Consider the following 17,985-nt stretch of genomic DNA (forward strand, 5'->3'; position numbering starts at 1 on the left):
AGAATTATTTTTAAACAATACATGCAAAATAAGAAAGCTTCAGAACAATTAGCTGACCGAGAAGCTACATCAATTCGTGACTCTCAAATTGTAGTGGGCATAGGAGCTTCAGCAGGCGGGCTGGAGGCCATCAACGAGCTCTTTGATAATATACCAGAGGGTAAGGGCCTGGCCTATGTAGTAATACAGCACCTTTCTCCTAACTATAAGAGTCTGATGGATGAGCTGCTGGCTAAGCATACCAAGCTTAAAATTATTAAAGCTGAAGAAGGTAGATTTCTGGAGCCCAATTGCATCTATCTTATTCCTAATAAAAATAATATGATTATCAAAGGGGGACGACTGCACCTCATTGATAAACCAAAATCTTCTGTACCCAACAATGCGATAGATGTGTTTTTTGAGTCTATGGCAGAAGATATGGGTAACCGTACTGTCGGTGTTGTACTTTCGGGCACTGGCTCCGATGGTACCAAAGGTATTTCTGCAATCAAGCGCAAAGGAGGGCTCGTGATAGTACAAGACCCCGTAACTGCAAAGTTTGATGGTATGCCTAATAGTGCGATAACATCTGGCAACTACGATTATATCCTCCCCCCTGAGCTAATGTGCGAGGAAATTACCCGCTACCCTGAAATTATTAAAAACTTTTCATCTACAGAAAGTAATGAAAATTTTCAGGGAGTAGACCCTTACCACAGTATTTTTAAGCTGATTAAGGATACTACTACTTACGATTTTAACTTTTACAAAAGGCAAACACTGGAACGCCGACTCTCTAAGCGGATGGCAGAGGTAGGCATTTCTGAGCTTAGGGAGTACACTTACTTTCTGCAAAATAACCCGGATGAGGTGGAAAGACTCGCTAATGAGTTTCTTATTAACGTAACCTGCTTCTTCCGCGATCCGCTCGCTTTTGAGGTTATCAGGGACAAGATTATTCCTGATATGATCAACAAAAAGCTGGAGAATGAGCAGCTTAAAATCTGGGTGACAGCTTGTAGCACCGGTGAAGAAGCTTACTCTATTGCTATGCTGGTGCAGGAACATTTGGAAAGAATCAGAAAAAACCTGAATGTGAAAATATTTGCTACCGATATGGATGCCCGTGCCATAGAAGTAGCGGCTAAAGGGTCTTACCCTCATGATGTGGAGAATGACCTTTCGCGAGACAGGCTGGAGAAATTCTTTTATAAAGAAGGTAAGCGCTACATCATCAAGCGAGATCTTCGTAAGATGGTCATATTTGCCCAACATAATATTATAAAAGACCCTCCTTTTGGGCAGATGGATATGGTCAGTTGCCGCAATATGCTGATCTACATGCGCAATGAGCTGCAGAGAAAAGTACTAGAAACTTTACATTTTTCACTAAACCGTGGAGGTTATCTTTTTTTAGGTTCAAGTGAGAGTAGCGCACCTATCAAAGAATCATTAAAGGAAATTAATAAAAAGTGGAACATCTATAAATCTACTTCTAAGAGCAAGCCTTTTATCTTTGATAATAAAATTGCACAGAGCGATCCTAAAGAAGCTACAAAATCACCGGACGTACGTCCTACACGTTCGACTATAGACAGCAAAATGAAAGATGCTTTTCATGATGCTATTATTGATGAGCTAGGCTATGCAGCGATCTTTATCAACGAAAACTACCAGCTAATACAGGCTATAGGAGATTACAAGCACTACCTGCAAATGCCGGAGCGCCAGCTTAGGTCTAACCTGCTCAAGTTAGTGCCAAAAGAAATATCTGTCCCTCTTACCCTGGCTCTTCGCAAAGCCATTAATACTAATGAAAAAACTACCTCTAAGCGAATTAGACTAGGTGAAGCAGATAAGCGAAGAATCATCAACTTTGTAGTTAAACCCTATCTTTCTACCCATCAGTATGAGCAGAAGTTTCTGCTGGTGATATTTCGCGAAGAGAAAGTAGAAAATATTTCTACTGAAGAAGTTTCGCAAAGCGACTCCCAGGTAGATTTAGACCGCCTGATTGAGCTGGAAGAGGAGCTAAAAGAAACCAAGGAAGATCTACAAACTACGGTAGAAGAGCTGGAAACCTCTAATGAAGAGCTACAGTCAAGCAATGAGGAGCTGCTCTCTTCTAATGAGGAGCTGCAAAGTACCAATGAAGAGCTGCAATCGCTCAACGAAGAGCTGCATACCGTAAATGCCGAGCACCAGATCAAAATAAAAGAGATGGTGGAACTGAATGATGATTTAAATAACTACTTCAGCAGTTCAGACATCGGGCAGATTTTTGTAGATCGCGACCTTAGAATCAGAAAATATACTCCTGCCGTTACTGATCAGGTAAACCTGATTGAGTCGGATATCGGACGTCCCATCAACCACCTTTCCTATAACTTAAAATACGATCATTTTGTAGAGGATATTAAGGAGGTGATTGAAAGTGGAGAAACCATAGAAAAAGAGTTGGAAGTAACGAACAATCGTTACTATCAGATGCGGATTCTCCCCTACCTACGTCAAAATAAGTCCATAGATGGAGCAGTTATAACCTTTGTTGATATTACTCCGGTAAAGCAGCTTAACAACCTTCTGAATGGAGTACTACAGAGCTCGCCTAACGCCATTATGTCTATGGAAACGGTTGTGGAGAAGAATGAAATTGTAGACTTCCGCTTTACTATGGCTAATGATGCCATCAAAAAAATTGTTGGCCTGGAACCGAAAGAGATTGAAGGCAAAGGCCTGCTGGAAGTATTGCCCGGGATGAAGCTAGTGGGGATATTTAACCGACTGAAAAAGGTAGTGCAAACAGAAAGTATCTTACGACAGGAGGTGCATTATGAGCACGACGAGCTCAATTTATGGATAGAAATATTGGCTGCTCCTATGCAGAATGGTATTGCTATGACCATCTCTGATATTCATGAGAAGAAAGAGGCCGAAGATGAACTCTTTCTAGCCTACGAAGAAGTAAAGAAAGCAGAAAACAAACTACGCGACCTTAATGCGGAGCTGGAGCAGCGTGTAGAAGATCGCACCCGAGAGTTGCAGGAAAGTGAACAACGCTTCCGTTTGGTAGCACAGGCCACTAATGATGCTATCTGGAACTGGGACCTGATTAATAACAAATTTTGGTGGAATGATACTTTTGAAGAAATTTTTGGCTACTGCCGTGAAGATCTCAACGAGGGTATTGATAGCTCAATGTTCAACTTTTTGCACGAGAGAGAAGCTGAGCAGGTAAAAGCTGAAATAGATAAAATCATCAACACCGGTAAAAAGCAATGGTCTTTTGAGCACCGCTTTAGAAAGAAAGACGGTAGCTATGCTTTTGTCTACAACCGCGCGTACGTATTACAAAACGAATATGGAGTGCCCTATCGTGTACTAGGGTCAATCATTGACCTGAGCCAGCTCAAAGAAATACAGGAAGAACTAAAACTGAGTAACGAAAACCTGAAGAAGATCAATATTGATCTGGATAATTTTGTGTATACGGCTTCGCACGACTTAAAGTCTCCAATCATTAATCTTGAAGGACTGATTACCATTCTTAAGGCTGAGCTTAATGGTAGTGGCAGCGGAGATAGCAATCGCCTGGATCTGGTATTAGAAAAGATGGACTCTTCCATAGACAAGTTTAAAAATACACTTAAGGCCCTCTCAGACATTACCAAGGTACAACGCAACCCTGAAAGCACTAACGAGCATTTATCGGTAAAGCAAACCCTGGAAAATATTAAAGAAGATATTAAGCCAGCCTTGGAAGAGGCTAGGCCGGAAATTCAGGAAGATATACAGGTAGATCATCTTTATTACCCTCAGATTAATCTACGAAGTATCATCTACAATTTGCTGAGCAATGCTATCAAATATCGTTCGGCAGAGCGCAAACCTATCGTCAAACTCTCTACTTACGAGGAGGGCGAGCATGTGGTGATAGAAGTAGAAGACAACGGTCTGGGTATGACTCCACTGCAACAGGAGAAGTTATTCTCTATGTTTAAGCGCTTCCACCGACATATTGAAGGTACAGGTATAGGCTTATACATGGTGAAGCGTATGGTGGAAAATAAAGATGGCTTTATCAAGGTAGAAAGTGAGCCTGATAAAGGCACAACCTTTAAGGTCTTCATCAAAAAAGAAGATGAAAACTAGGGCAAAGCTTGTTGATAGGCATTTCTAAGTTTGACAAATTTATAATAAGCTTCTTTCAGCTGATTTGAGACTTGTGCATCCGGCATAAAGGTCTCCTTTTTCTCAATTCTATTAGCCTCAAGATCAGCCAGGTTTAAGGCATGGGTTGCCAATAGCACTGCGCCTCTGGCTACCCCATGGCTACTTTCTGCATGATATACCGGCATGCAAAATACATCTGCTATCAGCTGAGAAATAAAGGAAGAGCGAGTTAGCCCACCATCTGTCCATAGGCCTTGCAGCTCACGTTTGGCTACCTTCTGTAAAACCTCGGCAATACCATACAGATTAAACACGACACCCTCTATTGCAGCGCGTGCAAAATGCGCCCTGCTATGGTGGCTTTGCACTCCAAAGAACTGTCCGCTCACATCTTCTCTCCAAAGAGGAGCACGCTCTCCAAAAAAGTACGGCAGGCAGCTTAAGCCTTCTGCTCCGGCAGGTATTTCTTTCACTTTTTGCAGAATAAGAGCAGCATCTTCCAATTCGGGAAAAAACTGCTGCTTGAGCCATTCAAGTACTATACCTCCGTTATTTGTTGGCCCACCTATCACATGGTAACTTTCTGTCAGATGATAATCAAAAATACTGGCAGCAGGATCAGCACTGGTCTCACGGGCAGTCAAGCGAATTGCTCCGCTGGTACCCAGGCTCATGGTAGCTACATCTTCGTCAAACCCGCTGGCATTGAGGTTAGCCAGACAGCCATCACTGGCCCCTATAATAAAAGAGGTGTGCTCCGTTATATTTTTATGACGAAAACTGGAAAACACTGGCATTCCTATATTGTAAGTTGGAGGCTTAAGCTCAGAAAGCTGATGTTCTCCTATACCGGTCCATTGCAGGGCAACTGTATTCCAGCTTTTTGTATTTTTATTCCAGAAACCGGAAGCTCCGGCTATAGCGTAGTCTACTACATATTTACCGCACCAGCGAGCAATCATGTACTCCTTAAGGCTAATAAACTTATAAGCCTGTTTAAAAATATTGTTTTGATGATCGCGCAGCCAGGCTACTTTGCACAAGGGCAGCATAGCATGTATTGGGGCACCAGATGCAGCATATATTTGTCTGCCCTCTTCAGTTTGACGTAATTTGGCAGCAGCAGAGGCACTACGTACATCTGCCCAGATAATAGCCGGAGTCAGAGGTCTTCCATTCTTGTCAATAGCTATCAGGCTGTGCATGGCTGCTCCAAAGCTAATTGCCCTCACCGTGCCATCTATATTGTCCAGTACCTTCTTGAGTGTATCTTCAGTGATCTGCAATAGGCTCTCCGGATCCTGTTCACGATAGCCCGCCTGCGGTTGATGTAGTTCATAGGTAGCTTCAGCAACAGCCAGGACTTCAGCTCGGGCATTTGCCGCCAATACCTTTACCCCCGTGGTTCCTACATCTAATCCTATAATAATATTGTCTTGATCTGTATCTGCCATTTCCCGGCAATATAAAGCATATTAGATCCAGGAGAAATTATTTACAGGCTGAATATAACAAAGGTTACCACTGCTTGGTGGCAACCTTAATGACAAATCAAATTGTGAGGTGATACTTGTTAGAACTTATAATAGCTCTTTCGCTAATTCGCTATCATCTTCCATTTATTAACGTGGGTATTACGTATGCCCATTTCCAAACCCCTGAGTTCTGCCAGACCACGCATTCTGCCAATAGCCGAATAGCCAGGGTAAAACTGACGGTCTGCATCAAAGAGGAACTGATGCCCATGATCCGGACGCATAGGAATGGCTATATCCGTACGGCCCATCATATTACGTTTGAGCTGTTCTTCTATTACTGCTTTCATGACCGCAAACATATCAGTACTACCCTCCAGATGGTCTGCCTCATAGAAACTACCATCTGGGTTATGCTGTACATTGCGCAGGTGCAGAAAATGAATTTTGCTGCCCAGGCGTTTGATCATGCCCGGCAGATCGTTATCACGGCGTGCACCAAGAGACCCAGTACAGAAGGTAATACCATTGTTGAGTGAAGGGACACTCTCTACAATGTAACGCAGATCGTCTTCTGTACAGACTATGCGAGGCAACCCCAGAATTGGAAAGGGCGGGTCATCAGGGTGAATGCACATATTAATGCCATAGCTTTCAGCTACAGGAATAATTTTACTCAGAAAATAAGTCAGATTTTCTCTCAGTTTTACTACCCCTATCTCCTTATATACCCCAAGGTGCTTCATAAACTCTTCAGGAGAATAAACTTCATCGGTGCCGGGCAGGCCTGCCATAATGGTACGCTGGAGCACATCTTTTTCGTGTGAGCTCAACTGTTGCAGATAAGCATGGGCCGCTTCTTTTTGCGCTTCGGTATAGTCATTTTCTATGCCTGGCCTTTTTAGTATAAATATTTCAAAAGCTGCCAATGCTACAGGGTCGTATCGTAGTGCAAAAGAACCATCTTTAAGCGGAAAGTTGAGCTGGGTACGTGTCCAGTCCAGTACTGGCATAAAATTGTAGCAAACAGTATTAATATTGCTTTTCCCCAGATTCTCCAGGGTTTGGCAATACTTATCTATATACTCATCTCGTTCTGGTGAAGCTGTCTTTATGCTTTCGTGAACGTTAACGCTTTCCACCACATTCCAGCGCAGTCCGGCACTTTCTATCATTTCTTTTCTCTGACTTATATCATGCAGGCTCCAAACTTCGCCGCAGGGAATCTGATGTAGCGCACTAACTACACCTTTGGCTCCGGTTTGCCTGATCTCTGCTAGTGTAACTGCATCTTGCGGCCCAAACCAGCGCCAGCTCGGAAAAAGGGATACGTGTTGTTTGTCGGTCATGTATTAGAGTGTTAGGCTGTAAATATTTTGTTTGTTGTATCAAAAAAATGTGTGGGCTAAATCCACCTTAATCTTTACCTCCCTAAGTTTATCAACATATAAAAATAATTTTAATGAATAGTAATTTAAAAGCAAATACACATACTTCAATCAAGCATCACATAGAAGAACTTTCAAAAATTAAGGCCGCATACGATATCCATATTGAGCGTACGCTTGCTGCTATAAAAACTATAAAATCTTTACCAAATTGCAGCCCTTTGTGGTACTATGCATCTGAACTGACTACACCCCGCTAAATGCACTGAAGCCTCCATCTACCGGAATAATAGTACCGGTAACAAACTTTGAAGCTTCGCTGCAGAGATAGAGCACTGCTCCGCTAAGTTCTTTAGCCTCTCCAAAGCGCTGCATAGGCGTATTTTTTACGATTGTCTCCCCACGTTCAGTAAGCGTACCATCCTCATTGGTAAGCAGGCGTTCATTTTGCTTGCCAATAAAGAAGCCAGGTGCTATAGCATTTACCCGTATACCATCTCCAAATTTCATAGACATTTCAGTAGCCATCCATTTGGTAAACATATCTATTCCCGCTTTTGCGATAGAGTAGCCCAGCACCCGGGTAATTGCATGCGTAGCGGCCATAGAAGAAATATTAATGATACTGCCACTTTTTTGCTCTGCCATAGCCTTACCAAAAACCAGAGTAGGCAGTACTGAGCCCATCAGGTTGAGATCAAGCACCTTTTTAAGGTCTTCTACCGAAACATCAAACACAGTTTGTTCAGGACCAACGGTAGCTCCCGGCATATTACCGCCTGCTGCATTGATCAGCACGTCTATCCTACCCCACTCTGCCAAAATCTGAGAGTTCACTTTTTCTAACTCTTCCTGTGAGGTAACATCGCAGGCAAAGCCCATAACCTCACTGCTAATTGCTTTTAACTCTTCCACTCTCTTTTGCGCAGAGGCCTCATGCAGGCTGAGAATAGCTACTTTAGCTCCTTCTTCCATCAGGGTTCTGGCCATTGCCCCCCCTAAGGCGCCTCCTCCTCCAGGAATCACAATCACTTTTCCCTTCACATCAAATAAGTCGTTTTTCATCAGTATTCAGTTAAGATTCTTTCGTAATTATTTATTATAGCCCCAGCAGTTATGTCTTCGCTTTAATACTCTACAAAAATTCCAGACAGTTTAGAAGCCAAACATTTCTGGAAGCCACAGACTGATCTCCGGTACGTAGGTGACTAATAGCAATACCATAATCATAGCGATAAAAAAGGGTAGCAGTGGTTTGATTACAGATTGTATTTTGATGTTGGCAACACTACAACCGATAAATAACACAGTACCCACCGGCGGTGTACATAAACCTACACAAAGATTCATGATTAGTATGATACCAAAATGAACCGGGTCTAAACCTAGCTGCTGGGTTACTACCGGTAAAAATATAGGCGTAAAGATCAGCACTGCCGGTGTCATGTCCATAAACACACCTACAAACAGCAGTATAATGTTGATAATAAGAAGTATCAGTATAGGGCTATCGCTAAGCTGAAGCAGGGCAGCACTTACGTTCTGAGGAATTTCCTCATAAGCCATAACCCACGACAGCCCGATAGAGGCAGCAACCATTAGCAGTACAATACAGGTGGTAAGCGTAGTTTTAATTAGTATGCCCGGCAAATCTTTCCAGCTAATTTCCCGGTAGATAAAAGCCAAAGCCAGGCAATATAGCACTGCTACCCCTGAAGCTTCGGTAGCGGTAAACACCCCGGCGACTATTCCCCCCAATATTATCACCAGAAGCAGGAGGCTGGGCAAAGCTGCTAAAAGTTTGTATATACCTTCTTTTAGAGGTACTTTTTCGCCGGTAGGATAATTTTTACGGTAGGCATAAGCTGCCGCAAAACCTATAAGCGCAAAGCCGGTAAGTATACCCGGTATATAACCTGCAAGAAAAAGAGCAGCTATTGATACGCCACCACTGGCAAGTGAATAGATAATCAGAATGTTGCTGGGTGGAATTACCAAGCCGGTTGTAGCTGAAGAAATATTTACGGCAGCACTAAAATTTTCGTCGTAGCCCTCTTTTTTCATACGAGGATGCATGATTGTGCCTATAGCGGAAGCAGAGGCACCAGCAGAACCTGAAATTGCACCAAACAGCATATTGGCCAAAATATTGACTACTGCCAGGCCACCAGGCAGCCTACCTACCAATACTTTGGCAAACTCTATAAGTCGTGTGGCTATACCTCCGGTATTCATGAGTTGGCCCGCCAGAATAAACAAGGGGATTGCCAATAAGGTAAAGCTATCCAGACCCGTTGCCATTCGCTGGGCAAAAGTAGTAACTGCCGGCAGGTAGTCTATGGAAAGAAGCATTGTGAGGACTCCTGCCAGACCTATACAATAGGCGATAGGCACACCAATAGCAATAAATATGATAAAACTGATAAGCAATACGAGTACTTCAAATGCCTCCATTAGCGAGTTGCGGTATGTAGTTCGGTTAAAGTATTGTCAATAGAGTAGTAAGTGATTAGCAAGCCGGAGATAGGTACTACCAGATACACATAGCCCAATGAAATTTCCAGTGAGGCAGATACCTGCCCGAAAATAAAGCTGGTATAAACGAGCCATACACCTCCCACTCCCAGTACACCCAGCCCAAAAGCTATTACCAGAAAATTGATGAGTAAATCCAGGTACTTTTTGCTTTGAACGGAAAGGCTACCGGAAATCAGGTCTATAGCCAGATGCTGCTTTTCCCCAGTAGCGTAGGCAGAGCCTAAGAGTCCCAGCCATATTAGCAGAAAGCCAGCCAGCTCATCGGTAAAGCCTAACGGAGATTGTAAAAGGTAGCGGCTGATTACCTGCAAGCTTACATCCAGCACTATAACTGACATCAGGATGATCAGCAATGCACGAACAATCCGGTCAATAATATTTCTTAAAGTCATAGGTCGGGAACGGCTTTAATTCTTTGAATAAGGGAGTGTAATTCTTTATCAGATTGAAAGGACTCGTATACGCTTTGTACTTCTGCCTGAAAAGGAGACTTGTCCGGGTAATTAATTTCTACGCCAGCGGCTTTTACAGCTTCCATCGCTTCTTGCTCAGACTCTTCCCAAAGTACCCTTTGCCGGACTACAGAAGCTTCTGCCGCTTCCTGCACCCACTGCTGCTCCTCTTCGTTGAGCTTGTTCCAGACAATCTGGCTGATAAGTAGTACATCTGGTACCTGCGTATGCTGATCAATGGAGTAGTACTTACAGACCTCATAGTGGCGAGAGAGATAAAAGCTGGGCGGATTATTTTCTGCCGCATCTACTACACCACTCTGAAGCGCAGTATACAATTCTCCCCAGGAGATAGGTGTAGGTGAGCCCCCCATGGCCTTAATCATATTTATGGCAGTATTGCTTTTCATTACCCTGATCTTCATTCCACTAAGGTCTTCGGGCTTGTTTATTGGTCTTTCTTTGGTGTAAAAGCTGCGGTAGCCTGAGTCGTAAAAACCCAGACCTCTAAGCCAGTATTTTTCTCCAGACTCAAGAATTTCCTCTCCTATCTGGCCATCCAGCACTGTAAAGGCATGCTGCTTACTTTTGAATAGATAAGGAAGCCCCAGTACTTTATATTTTTCAGAGAAGCTCTCCATAACGGCTGCCGAAACTTTGGTCATGGCCAGGCTGCCAAATTGCAGCATCTCCAGGCACTCTCGCTCATCACCTAACTGCCCGCTGGGGTAAATTTTAAGTTCTAGCTTCCCCTCGGATTTTTCCCTGAGCTGCTCAGCCATATATACCATTGCCTTGTGCACAGAGTGGTCTGCCGAAAGACTATGTCCCAGGCGAAGTGTTTTTACTTCTTCTTTGCTGGAGCAACCTAGGCATAGGCAAAGGAGCATAATGAAGCCTAAGCTTCTCCTCATCAGTTCTTCAGTCATTTACTCACAATTTTCTTATCCTATAATCTTGCTTCCTATCTGTAGTATTTAAAAAGACTATTGTACCTGTTCCCGGCTTTTTTCGTAAGCCTGCATCGTGAGGTAGTATTTGGTTAGCATGTTGTCTACTTCCCACTGAGGCACTCTGCCATCTACCAGATATTGTAGAAACTGCTCAGTTACCTGAGCAAAGTGTGCCTCATGACCTACTTTGTATTTTTCAGGAATAATTATCTCCCAACCACCTTCAGCAGTCTTCATTTCAAGGCCGGGATACTGCTGACCTATGTCTTCCAGCGCTGCTTGTAATGCCTCTTCAAAATCTGAATCATTCTGATTAATTGGCTCCACATAGAGGGTAGGCTTATAATTTTGAGGTGCATCCTGGCGGATAATAAGATTAGCTTTGGTACCTCTCATAATGGAGTAGTGCGTATCCATGGCACCTTCAGGAGCCTGAAAGTTCCAGATAGCCGCTACTTTACCATGCACTCCTCTCACTGTAAAGACAAACTCACCATTTGCGAATGTATTGAGCACAGAATCTTCTTGTATGTCTTTCTTAAGGTAATTGGGGTATTTACTAAGGTTAGTCACCTTCTTAAACTGACTGGGGGTAAGTTTTGTAGGCCAGCGTCGCGCATGTACTACCTCAACTTCCGTAATGTCTATACCTTCTTCCGGAAAACACTCCCAAAGGATTAAGTCTACCAGGTGAGTGGATACGTCTACAATGCCTTCTCCCTGCTGCTCAGTATCAAAAAACCAGGCCGGACGTATAAGCGGACTACCAGATACGTACTTAAAAAAGTGATGTACACTCTCTTTGGAAATAGCAGGGTTATCCGGTGTTCCTTTTTCCAGCTCTCCGAAAACAGATGCATGCTGAGCTAGTTCTTTTTGTAAGATGGTAGTAATCTCATGCCGCTCAGTCATAATATCGTAGAGTAGCACTCCATTCTCTTCGGCAGTAGTCATCGCTGATTTAAGAGTGGGGTAGTTAGAAGGGTGTATTACCATTGGCTTGTCTGCCAGCACGTTTAAGCCAGCTTCTACAGAAGTATTGATGTACTCCGTCTTTTTAGCATTATTACCCGACAGTACCACAACATTACCTGCTTGCTCCTCCATCATTTTTTCAAAAAAATCTGGACCGGTATAAACTTCCTCTTTCCAGTTCGTGGGGTTCTCCTCTCTACCGTTAAAGTTCTCTATTCTTTGCAGGTGCATTTGCAGATCCTCTCCTTCGGGGGCGTATACATGCACTACAGAGTCTACCTGATCATACATAAATTTTTGCACCAGAGCAGCATGAAAATGACCGGGATCAAGAGTTATGAGCTTAACCTCATTGGCAGTACCACTAAACATGGTAGAAGAAGCGGTATCGCTATCTGATGCTTGTTCCTGATCGGTACCACTACATGCGGCAAACATAAGCGGAAGAGCTAGACAAAAGGCTGAGTGTAGTTTCATATTAGGTGGAATATAGCCTGCCAGGGTTGGCAGGCTTAAGTTTAAGAAAATTACCTGGCGTATGTAGCCTTTAGAGCATCTACATTTTTGTATCCCCAGGGGTAGCGTTGCGAGCGAGAAAGCATAGCATTTGCTTCGTCGTCGTTTTTGAAGCGCTCATTTACAGGATCCCAATATAATTTTCTGGGCAATTTCATGGCAATATGCGATACCAGACAGGCGCTACAAGATCGGTGTGCTACCTCTGCCGGAGAGATCGTCTCTTTTCTGCTTTGTATACAATCCAGCCAGTTGCCATGCTGCTCTGGGCTGGAGTAGAGCTGTATCTCATCTTCACCAATTTCAGAAGATAGTATACTTTTGTTACTGGCCTGAAACGCTTCTGAAGTACCAAAGTTAGGATCAGATGCGGTAACTCCTACATTACCACGAGAGACAAAAATCCAACCTTCGCTACCTTCAAAACGGACACCATTAGGGAAGTCTCCACTTACTTCCATGGTAACACCATTATCATACTTGGCCGTAACATTAAAGTCGCCATGCACACTCCAAAGCCCAGACTCAGGAAAATTGGCTTTAGCTTCTACCTCTACCGGCCCGGTAAATTCTGTACCCATTCCCCAGTGAGCAATGTCTATATGGTGTACGCCCCAGCCGGTAATCATGCCTGCGCCAAACTGCTCGCAACGTAGCCATCCCGGACGCGAGTAATCGTGCTGAGGATGCACTCGCTTTTCGGTATAGTAGACGTAAGGGGTAGAGCCCAGCCACATATCGTAGTTCAGGTTTTCAGGGATAGGCATATTCGGCTGCTCTTCTCCTCCGGGGTCGCCAGGTAACCCTACTTTGATAGTATGTACCTCTCCGATTCTACCGTTTCGTACCAGTTCACAAGCTTTTTTAAACTGAGGCCAGGGATTCATAGAACGTTGCTGACTACCCAACTGAAACACTCGCCCAGTTCGGTGTATGATATTACTCATGGCACGTCCTTCTTCAATGGTAAGAGAGGTAGGCTTCTGCAAATAGATATCTTTGCCAGCTATAGCCGCCTCAATGGCCGGCTGCGCATGCCAGTGGTCTGGCGTACTGATAATAACCGCATCAATATCAGGATTGGCAAGCATCTCCCGGTAGTCATCGTACATCTGTACGTCTACAAAATTTTTCTTACCCTTATTCTCCTCATACCAGCCCTCAATAAAACGCTTACCATCTTCTTTACGCTTGCTATCTACATCACTTACGGCCACCACACGGGCAATATCGTATTTCAGGGTTTCTGGCAGGTCGTGTCCTCTCGCTATTCTTCCAAAGCCTATCTGACCAACATTTATTTTATTACTGGGTGCGTTTTTTCCAAATACAGAAGAAGGTACAATGGTAGGTGCCGCCACAATACCGGCCAGGCCGAGAGCTGACTTTTTCAGATAGCTTCTTCTGCTGATATTATTCTTATGATCTTTCATAAATCTATATTTTGGCTGTGTATTTTTTGTAGTAATTAAGTTTTAATAATGTGCCTGTAAGCCTAGTCATTTCCGGCAGCCCACTGTATACCTCCCAAAATATGGCGCATAAATACCGGGTCTGAATAGTGTTCTATGCGATGGCCCAGGGCTGTATACCACTGCCTTCCGCCATCAAACTTATGGTACCAGGCCAACGGAAAGCGCTCCCCAAAGAAGTTGGCGGGGTACTCCCCTTTTTTGTCATCTTCTACCGTGCTCATATCTGCTGCCAGTAGCACATGGTTAGAGGGGTTAAGGTTTTTTAGATAATAGCATTCATCGTCTACTACCTTCCATATATCTGGCAAAAAGGCTGTAGATGGATGATGATGATCTACTACTTCCACATCAAAATTCTGACGAGGGGGATGACGGAAAAACCTCGCGCCCAGCATCTGTGCAAACCAGTCCCACTTGCGCATAGACCCACTCGCTGAATGTATGGCTACAAAGCCTCCACCAGAACGTATGTACTTTTGAAAAGCCTGCTTCTGCGCTTCGATATCAAATATTTCGTTGTTGGTATTAGAGAATATCAGTACATCAAACTGCTGTAGATTTTCCTCTGTAAAGTCTGCGGGATTTTCTGAGGCTACGACATCAAAGCCATTTTCTTTTCCGAGTTTTTGTATGGCTTCTATACTGGCGGGGATATTATCATGCACAAAACCCTCACCATTTTTAGTGTATACCATCACTTTTTTACCCTGCAAAGAAGGACTAATACTGAGCTCCACTTTGGGCGGGTTAGCAAAATCGTTCCAGTAACGCTCCGCCTGGCTTTTATCCAGTTCACCATCATATACCAGCATACGGTACTTCAGGCTATAGGTATTACCGGGCTCAAGCACCCAGTCTCTGTCCTGGGTCGGGTTAAAATTAAAGAAGACGTTCTCTTTACCATTGTTAGCACCTGTAGGCCATATTCTAAGTTGCTCAGGGTAATTATAGTTAAACGGAGAGGTCATAAACACTACCCCTGACTGACCTGCTTGTGTAGGCCCATCTATCTGACACCAGCGAGCACGGGTAGCATTTCCATTTTCTTTATTATAGCCCTCTGAAGTGAGCAGGCTGGCCGATTGATCGTCCCATTTTTCGTTGGCACGGAAGCCAAAGCCCTGATAGCGGTACTCTTTAATAGTAAAAGGACTGGATGTGGCACAACTCATGGTAGAAGTAAAATCCACCAAAAATACTTCTGCTTCAGGGTCTGCATTCCACACTCTAATATCCCATACTTCATTGAGTGCTACTTTATTCTTTTGAGCGTCCAGCGTGTCCAGCACTACATGCTCGTGTACTGCCTGAAGCTGACCATATACTTCTCCTTCGCTAATGCGGGGTATATCTTTTACCTGCACAGTACCCTGGCCTTTGTAAAGGTTCCAGAAGTCCAGTTCTTTACCCTCAAACTCGGTGTGGGTCCATGGATTCCAGATGCCATAATGATGATAGTGGTCAGAAGGCTGAATGCGGGTAAGTACTCCGCCTTTAGGAGATTTGAGAGGATGAATATAGCCCCCTCTTTTGTATCGGTCTGATACCTCTGCCGGCACATCGGTAAGGCCATAATGATAGGCCAATACTTCTTTGCCCTGTACTTTAAATTGCACGGCTTCTCCGTTGTCAGTAGCTGCTACTGTCTTACTAGCTGAAGCTTCTTTTTTAGGGACAGACTTAAGCTGATAGTAGCGTACAGAACCTGGAGCGCTCGTACCTTCCAGCGTCCAGTGTAATAGTGGCTGATAGCCGGTCTCCAACTGCGAAGCTACTTTTTTTTCCCCATCTCGCGTAAGCTCTACTAATTGTAGATCGTACTCAGCTAATCGCAAATCCAGCTCATTTAGATAGGCGGAAACAGGAGTATTTTTACGCTCAAACCTACCGGCTTCTACTTTAATATTAATAGCAGGCAAACTTGCAGGACCCATGTTTTGAGCCTGAAGCTCAACTCCCGACAGGCTTGCATTGAGTATAAAGGTTAGGACAAAAAGGTATAGTATTGTTTTTCGTACACGAAACATGATATGAATTTTAGGAATAATCTTTTAATGAGTAGTAAAAAATGTATCCGATTACAGTTTTAGTTATGAGTAGTGTGTAAAACAGAGCTTTTACTGGCGTCAGTAAAAACTCTGTGCTTTAAGATAGTTATTATCAGTTATTTCATACTATACTTTTTATACTCTCTTGTCAGATTGCATCTTCAGAGGGTATTTCAGTAAGTGCAGGCACATTATTCTCGTAGCCTGCATAGCCTTTGTTCTGATTGATCTGTCCTTGCGTATTTGTATTGATCGCATCTGCCGGTATTGGCCATAGCACATGATAAGGACTCATGGTATAGCGGTCTCCATGGCGGGTAGTAACTCCTTTATTATAAAAGTCTGTGGTTTCCATAATACGATCATAATAAAAATTACGCTCAGAGAAGCTTTGCATATCATAGCTATTGCCATTGTAAGCTGTTTTGCCAGTTTGTGCGAAGAGGAAGGCGATACGAGTGAGCTCAGTAGTACGAGGCTCTTCATAATATAGCTCACGTGCTCTTTCATCCAGTATAGTTCCGATATTAACATCGGAAGGCATAATATCCGCAGCACCTGCCCTATTGCGTACCGCATTCAGGTCCGCCGCAGCATTTGCCAGATCACCTTTCCAGAAATAAGCCTCTGCTCTGAGCAGATACGTTTCTGCCAGTCGGAACACGTACCAGTCTGAATTACCTCCCGCAGGCTGTACAGCCTGTGGGTCAGGCACAAACAGCTTGTAATGAGGCCATCCAAACCAGCTTCTGATAGTATCTACAACCAGCAGCGTGCCGTCTTCATCTCTAAGCTGTAGCGGTTTGCCATAGTAAGGATCAGAATCTTTAATATTGGGGTTATTGTAAACCAGATCTTCCATATCCATCCAGTTGCCGGGAGCATGACGCAAATCGTTAGGGTCTGTCCAGATGTACTTGGTATGATATGGTGTACCTCGCATACGGCCGATTCCTCTGCCATACTGGTTTACCTGGTCTATATCAATATTTGGTTGATCAGATGTCCCTTTATTTCCTGCTGGAGTGTTTATGTTACTTCCCCAGAAAGGTACCCCCTGACGCATGGTAGAAGTACCACCGGTATTGCCTTCTATATCTAATCTGTCAATAACCAATAGCAGAGCCTCTGTATTAGTAGCTAAAGACTTATTTTCTGGCCGATGCAAATCCCAGATTACATTTTTCTCAGGATCGTTGGCATCTACTCCAAAGCGGCTGGTCATTAGCGCGTAGGTTCCACCGTCTATTACATTGCTGGCAGACTGTATGGCATCATCAAAAAGCCCTAAAGCCAGATTTACTTTGGTAAGCAGGTGGCTTACTGCTCCTTTTGTCACCTGACCTTTGTCTACATCATCACTTACCCATTCCTGAGCAAATTCCAGGTCTTCTTTCATTTTCTGAAGAACTACCTCGCGCTTGGTAGAATAAAAGTCAAGCTTAGGCTCCGCATACTCTTTAAGCACCAAGGGCACATCTCCAAACTGCTGGGTAAGGCGGTAGTAACGGTAAGCACGATGGAAGTAGGCAGTCCCCAGCACTTCGTTTCTCTCTTCTTCTGAGTTCCATTCGGGTAGGTCTATTCTTGTGATTACTGCATTGGCATACTTGATACCTTTGTAACCTTCGTACCAGTACCAACCTATTCGGTTATGATCGGTACTGTTTAGTTGCGCATCAGGAGTAATTAGCAGGTTAAGATCCTGCGCCGGCCCGGACTTGTCTGTAGTACCTTCTACTGCTACCTCAGAAAATATCTGTTCAGTAATGATAGGTGAACCATCACCATACCACTCGTAACGCATATTTCTCAGACAGGCTACCAATGCCCCACGCATGCCCTGCGCATCAGAGAAAGTGTTTTCCGGAGCATAGAAAGAGAGTGGCTTAGGCTCCAGCCACTTTTCTTCGCAACTACTAATGGTGACAAAGATGCCAGCAAATAGTAGCGCGATATGTATTGATTTTTTGAATAACATAATGCAAGTGTTTTAGGTCTAAGATCTGC

General features: G+C 43.8%; 11 protein-coding genes. 1 reads left to right on the top strand and 10 read right to left on the bottom strand.

Going from position 1 to position 17,985, the window contains the following annotated elements; translation table 11 throughout:
• Positions 1-21 precede the first annotated feature (21 nt).
• Positions 22-4,134: a chemotaxis protein CheB gene (locus tag PZB74_RS03055; protein WP_302240673.1), complete on the top strand. Its 4,113-nt coding sequence runs from the start codon at positions 22-24 to the stop codon at positions 4,132-4,134.
• Here the strand turns inward: PZB74_RS03055 and PZB74_RS03060 are convergent.
• The 10 genes from PZB74_RS03060 to PZB74_RS03105 form a co-directional block, all read right to left on the bottom strand.
• Positions 4,131-5,609, bottom strand: a complete 1,479-nt coding sequence (locus tag PZB74_RS03060; RefSeq protein WP_302240675.1) for a gluconokinase — start codon at positions 5,607-5,609, stop codon at positions 4,131-4,133. The genes PZB74_RS03055 and PZB74_RS03060 overlap by 4 nt on opposite strands.
• 143 nt (positions 5,610-5,752) lie before the next feature.
• Positions 5,753-6,979, bottom strand: a complete 1,227-nt coding sequence (gene uxuA / locus PZB74_RS03065; protein WP_302240678.1) for a mannonate dehydratase — start codon at positions 6,977-6,979, stop codon at positions 5,753-5,755.
• A gap of 285 nt (positions 6,980-7,264) precedes the next feature.
• Positions 7,265-8,083: an SDR family oxidoreductase gene (locus tag PZB74_RS03070; protein WP_302240681.1), complete on the bottom strand. Its 819-nt coding sequence runs from the start codon at positions 8,081-8,083 to the stop codon at positions 7,265-7,267.
• 90 nt (positions 8,084-8,173) lie between these two features.
• Positions 8,174-9,472 (bottom strand): TRAP transporter large permease, encoded by a 1,299-nt coding sequence (locus PZB74_RS03075; protein ID WP_302240683.1) that lies wholly within the window; start codon positions 9,470-9,472, stop codon positions 8,174-8,176.
• Entirely contained in the window at positions 9,472-9,948 is a 477-nt protein-coding gene (locus tag PZB74_RS03080; protein ID WP_302240685.1) for a TRAP transporter small permease, read from the bottom strand. The genes PZB74_RS03075 and PZB74_RS03080 overlap by 1 nt, the downstream gene beginning before the upstream one ends.
• Entirely contained in the window at positions 9,945-10,937 is a 993-nt protein-coding gene (locus PZB74_RS03085) for a TRAP transporter substrate-binding protein (protein WP_302240687.1), read from the bottom strand. Before PZB74_RS03085 ends, PZB74_RS03080 begins: the two co-directional genes overlap by 4 nt.
• A 57-nt stretch (positions 10,938-10,994) precedes the next feature.
• Positions 10,995-12,413, bottom strand: a complete 1,419-nt coding sequence (locus PZB74_RS03090) for a putative oxidoreductase C-terminal domain-containing protein (protein ID WP_302240689.1) — start codon at positions 12,411-12,413, stop codon at positions 10,995-10,997.
• 50 nt (positions 12,414-12,463) lie between these two features.
• Positions 12,464-13,885, bottom strand: a complete 1,422-nt coding sequence (locus PZB74_RS03095) for a Gfo/Idh/MocA family protein (RefSeq protein ID WP_302240690.1) — start codon at positions 13,883-13,885, stop codon at positions 12,464-12,466.
• 62 nt (positions 13,886-13,947) lie between these two features.
• Complete coding sequence (locus PZB74_RS03100; protein ID WP_302240691.1) at positions 13,948-15,954, bottom strand: ThuA domain-containing protein; 2,007 nt, start codon at positions 15,952-15,954, stop codon at positions 13,948-13,950.
• Between the two features lie 169 nt (positions 15,955-16,123).
• Positions 16,124-17,956, bottom strand: a complete 1,833-nt coding sequence (locus tag PZB74_RS03105; protein ID WP_302240692.1) for a RagB/SusD family nutrient uptake outer membrane protein — start codon at positions 17,954-17,956, stop codon at positions 16,124-16,126.
• Positions 17,957-17,985: the final 29 nt, after the last annotated feature.

This window comes from Porifericola rhodea, assembly GCF_030506305.1.
In the GTDB taxonomy this organism is placed as follows: domain Bacteria; phylum Bacteroidota; class Bacteroidia; order Cytophagales; family Cyclobacteriaceae; genus Catalinimonas; species Catalinimonas rhodea.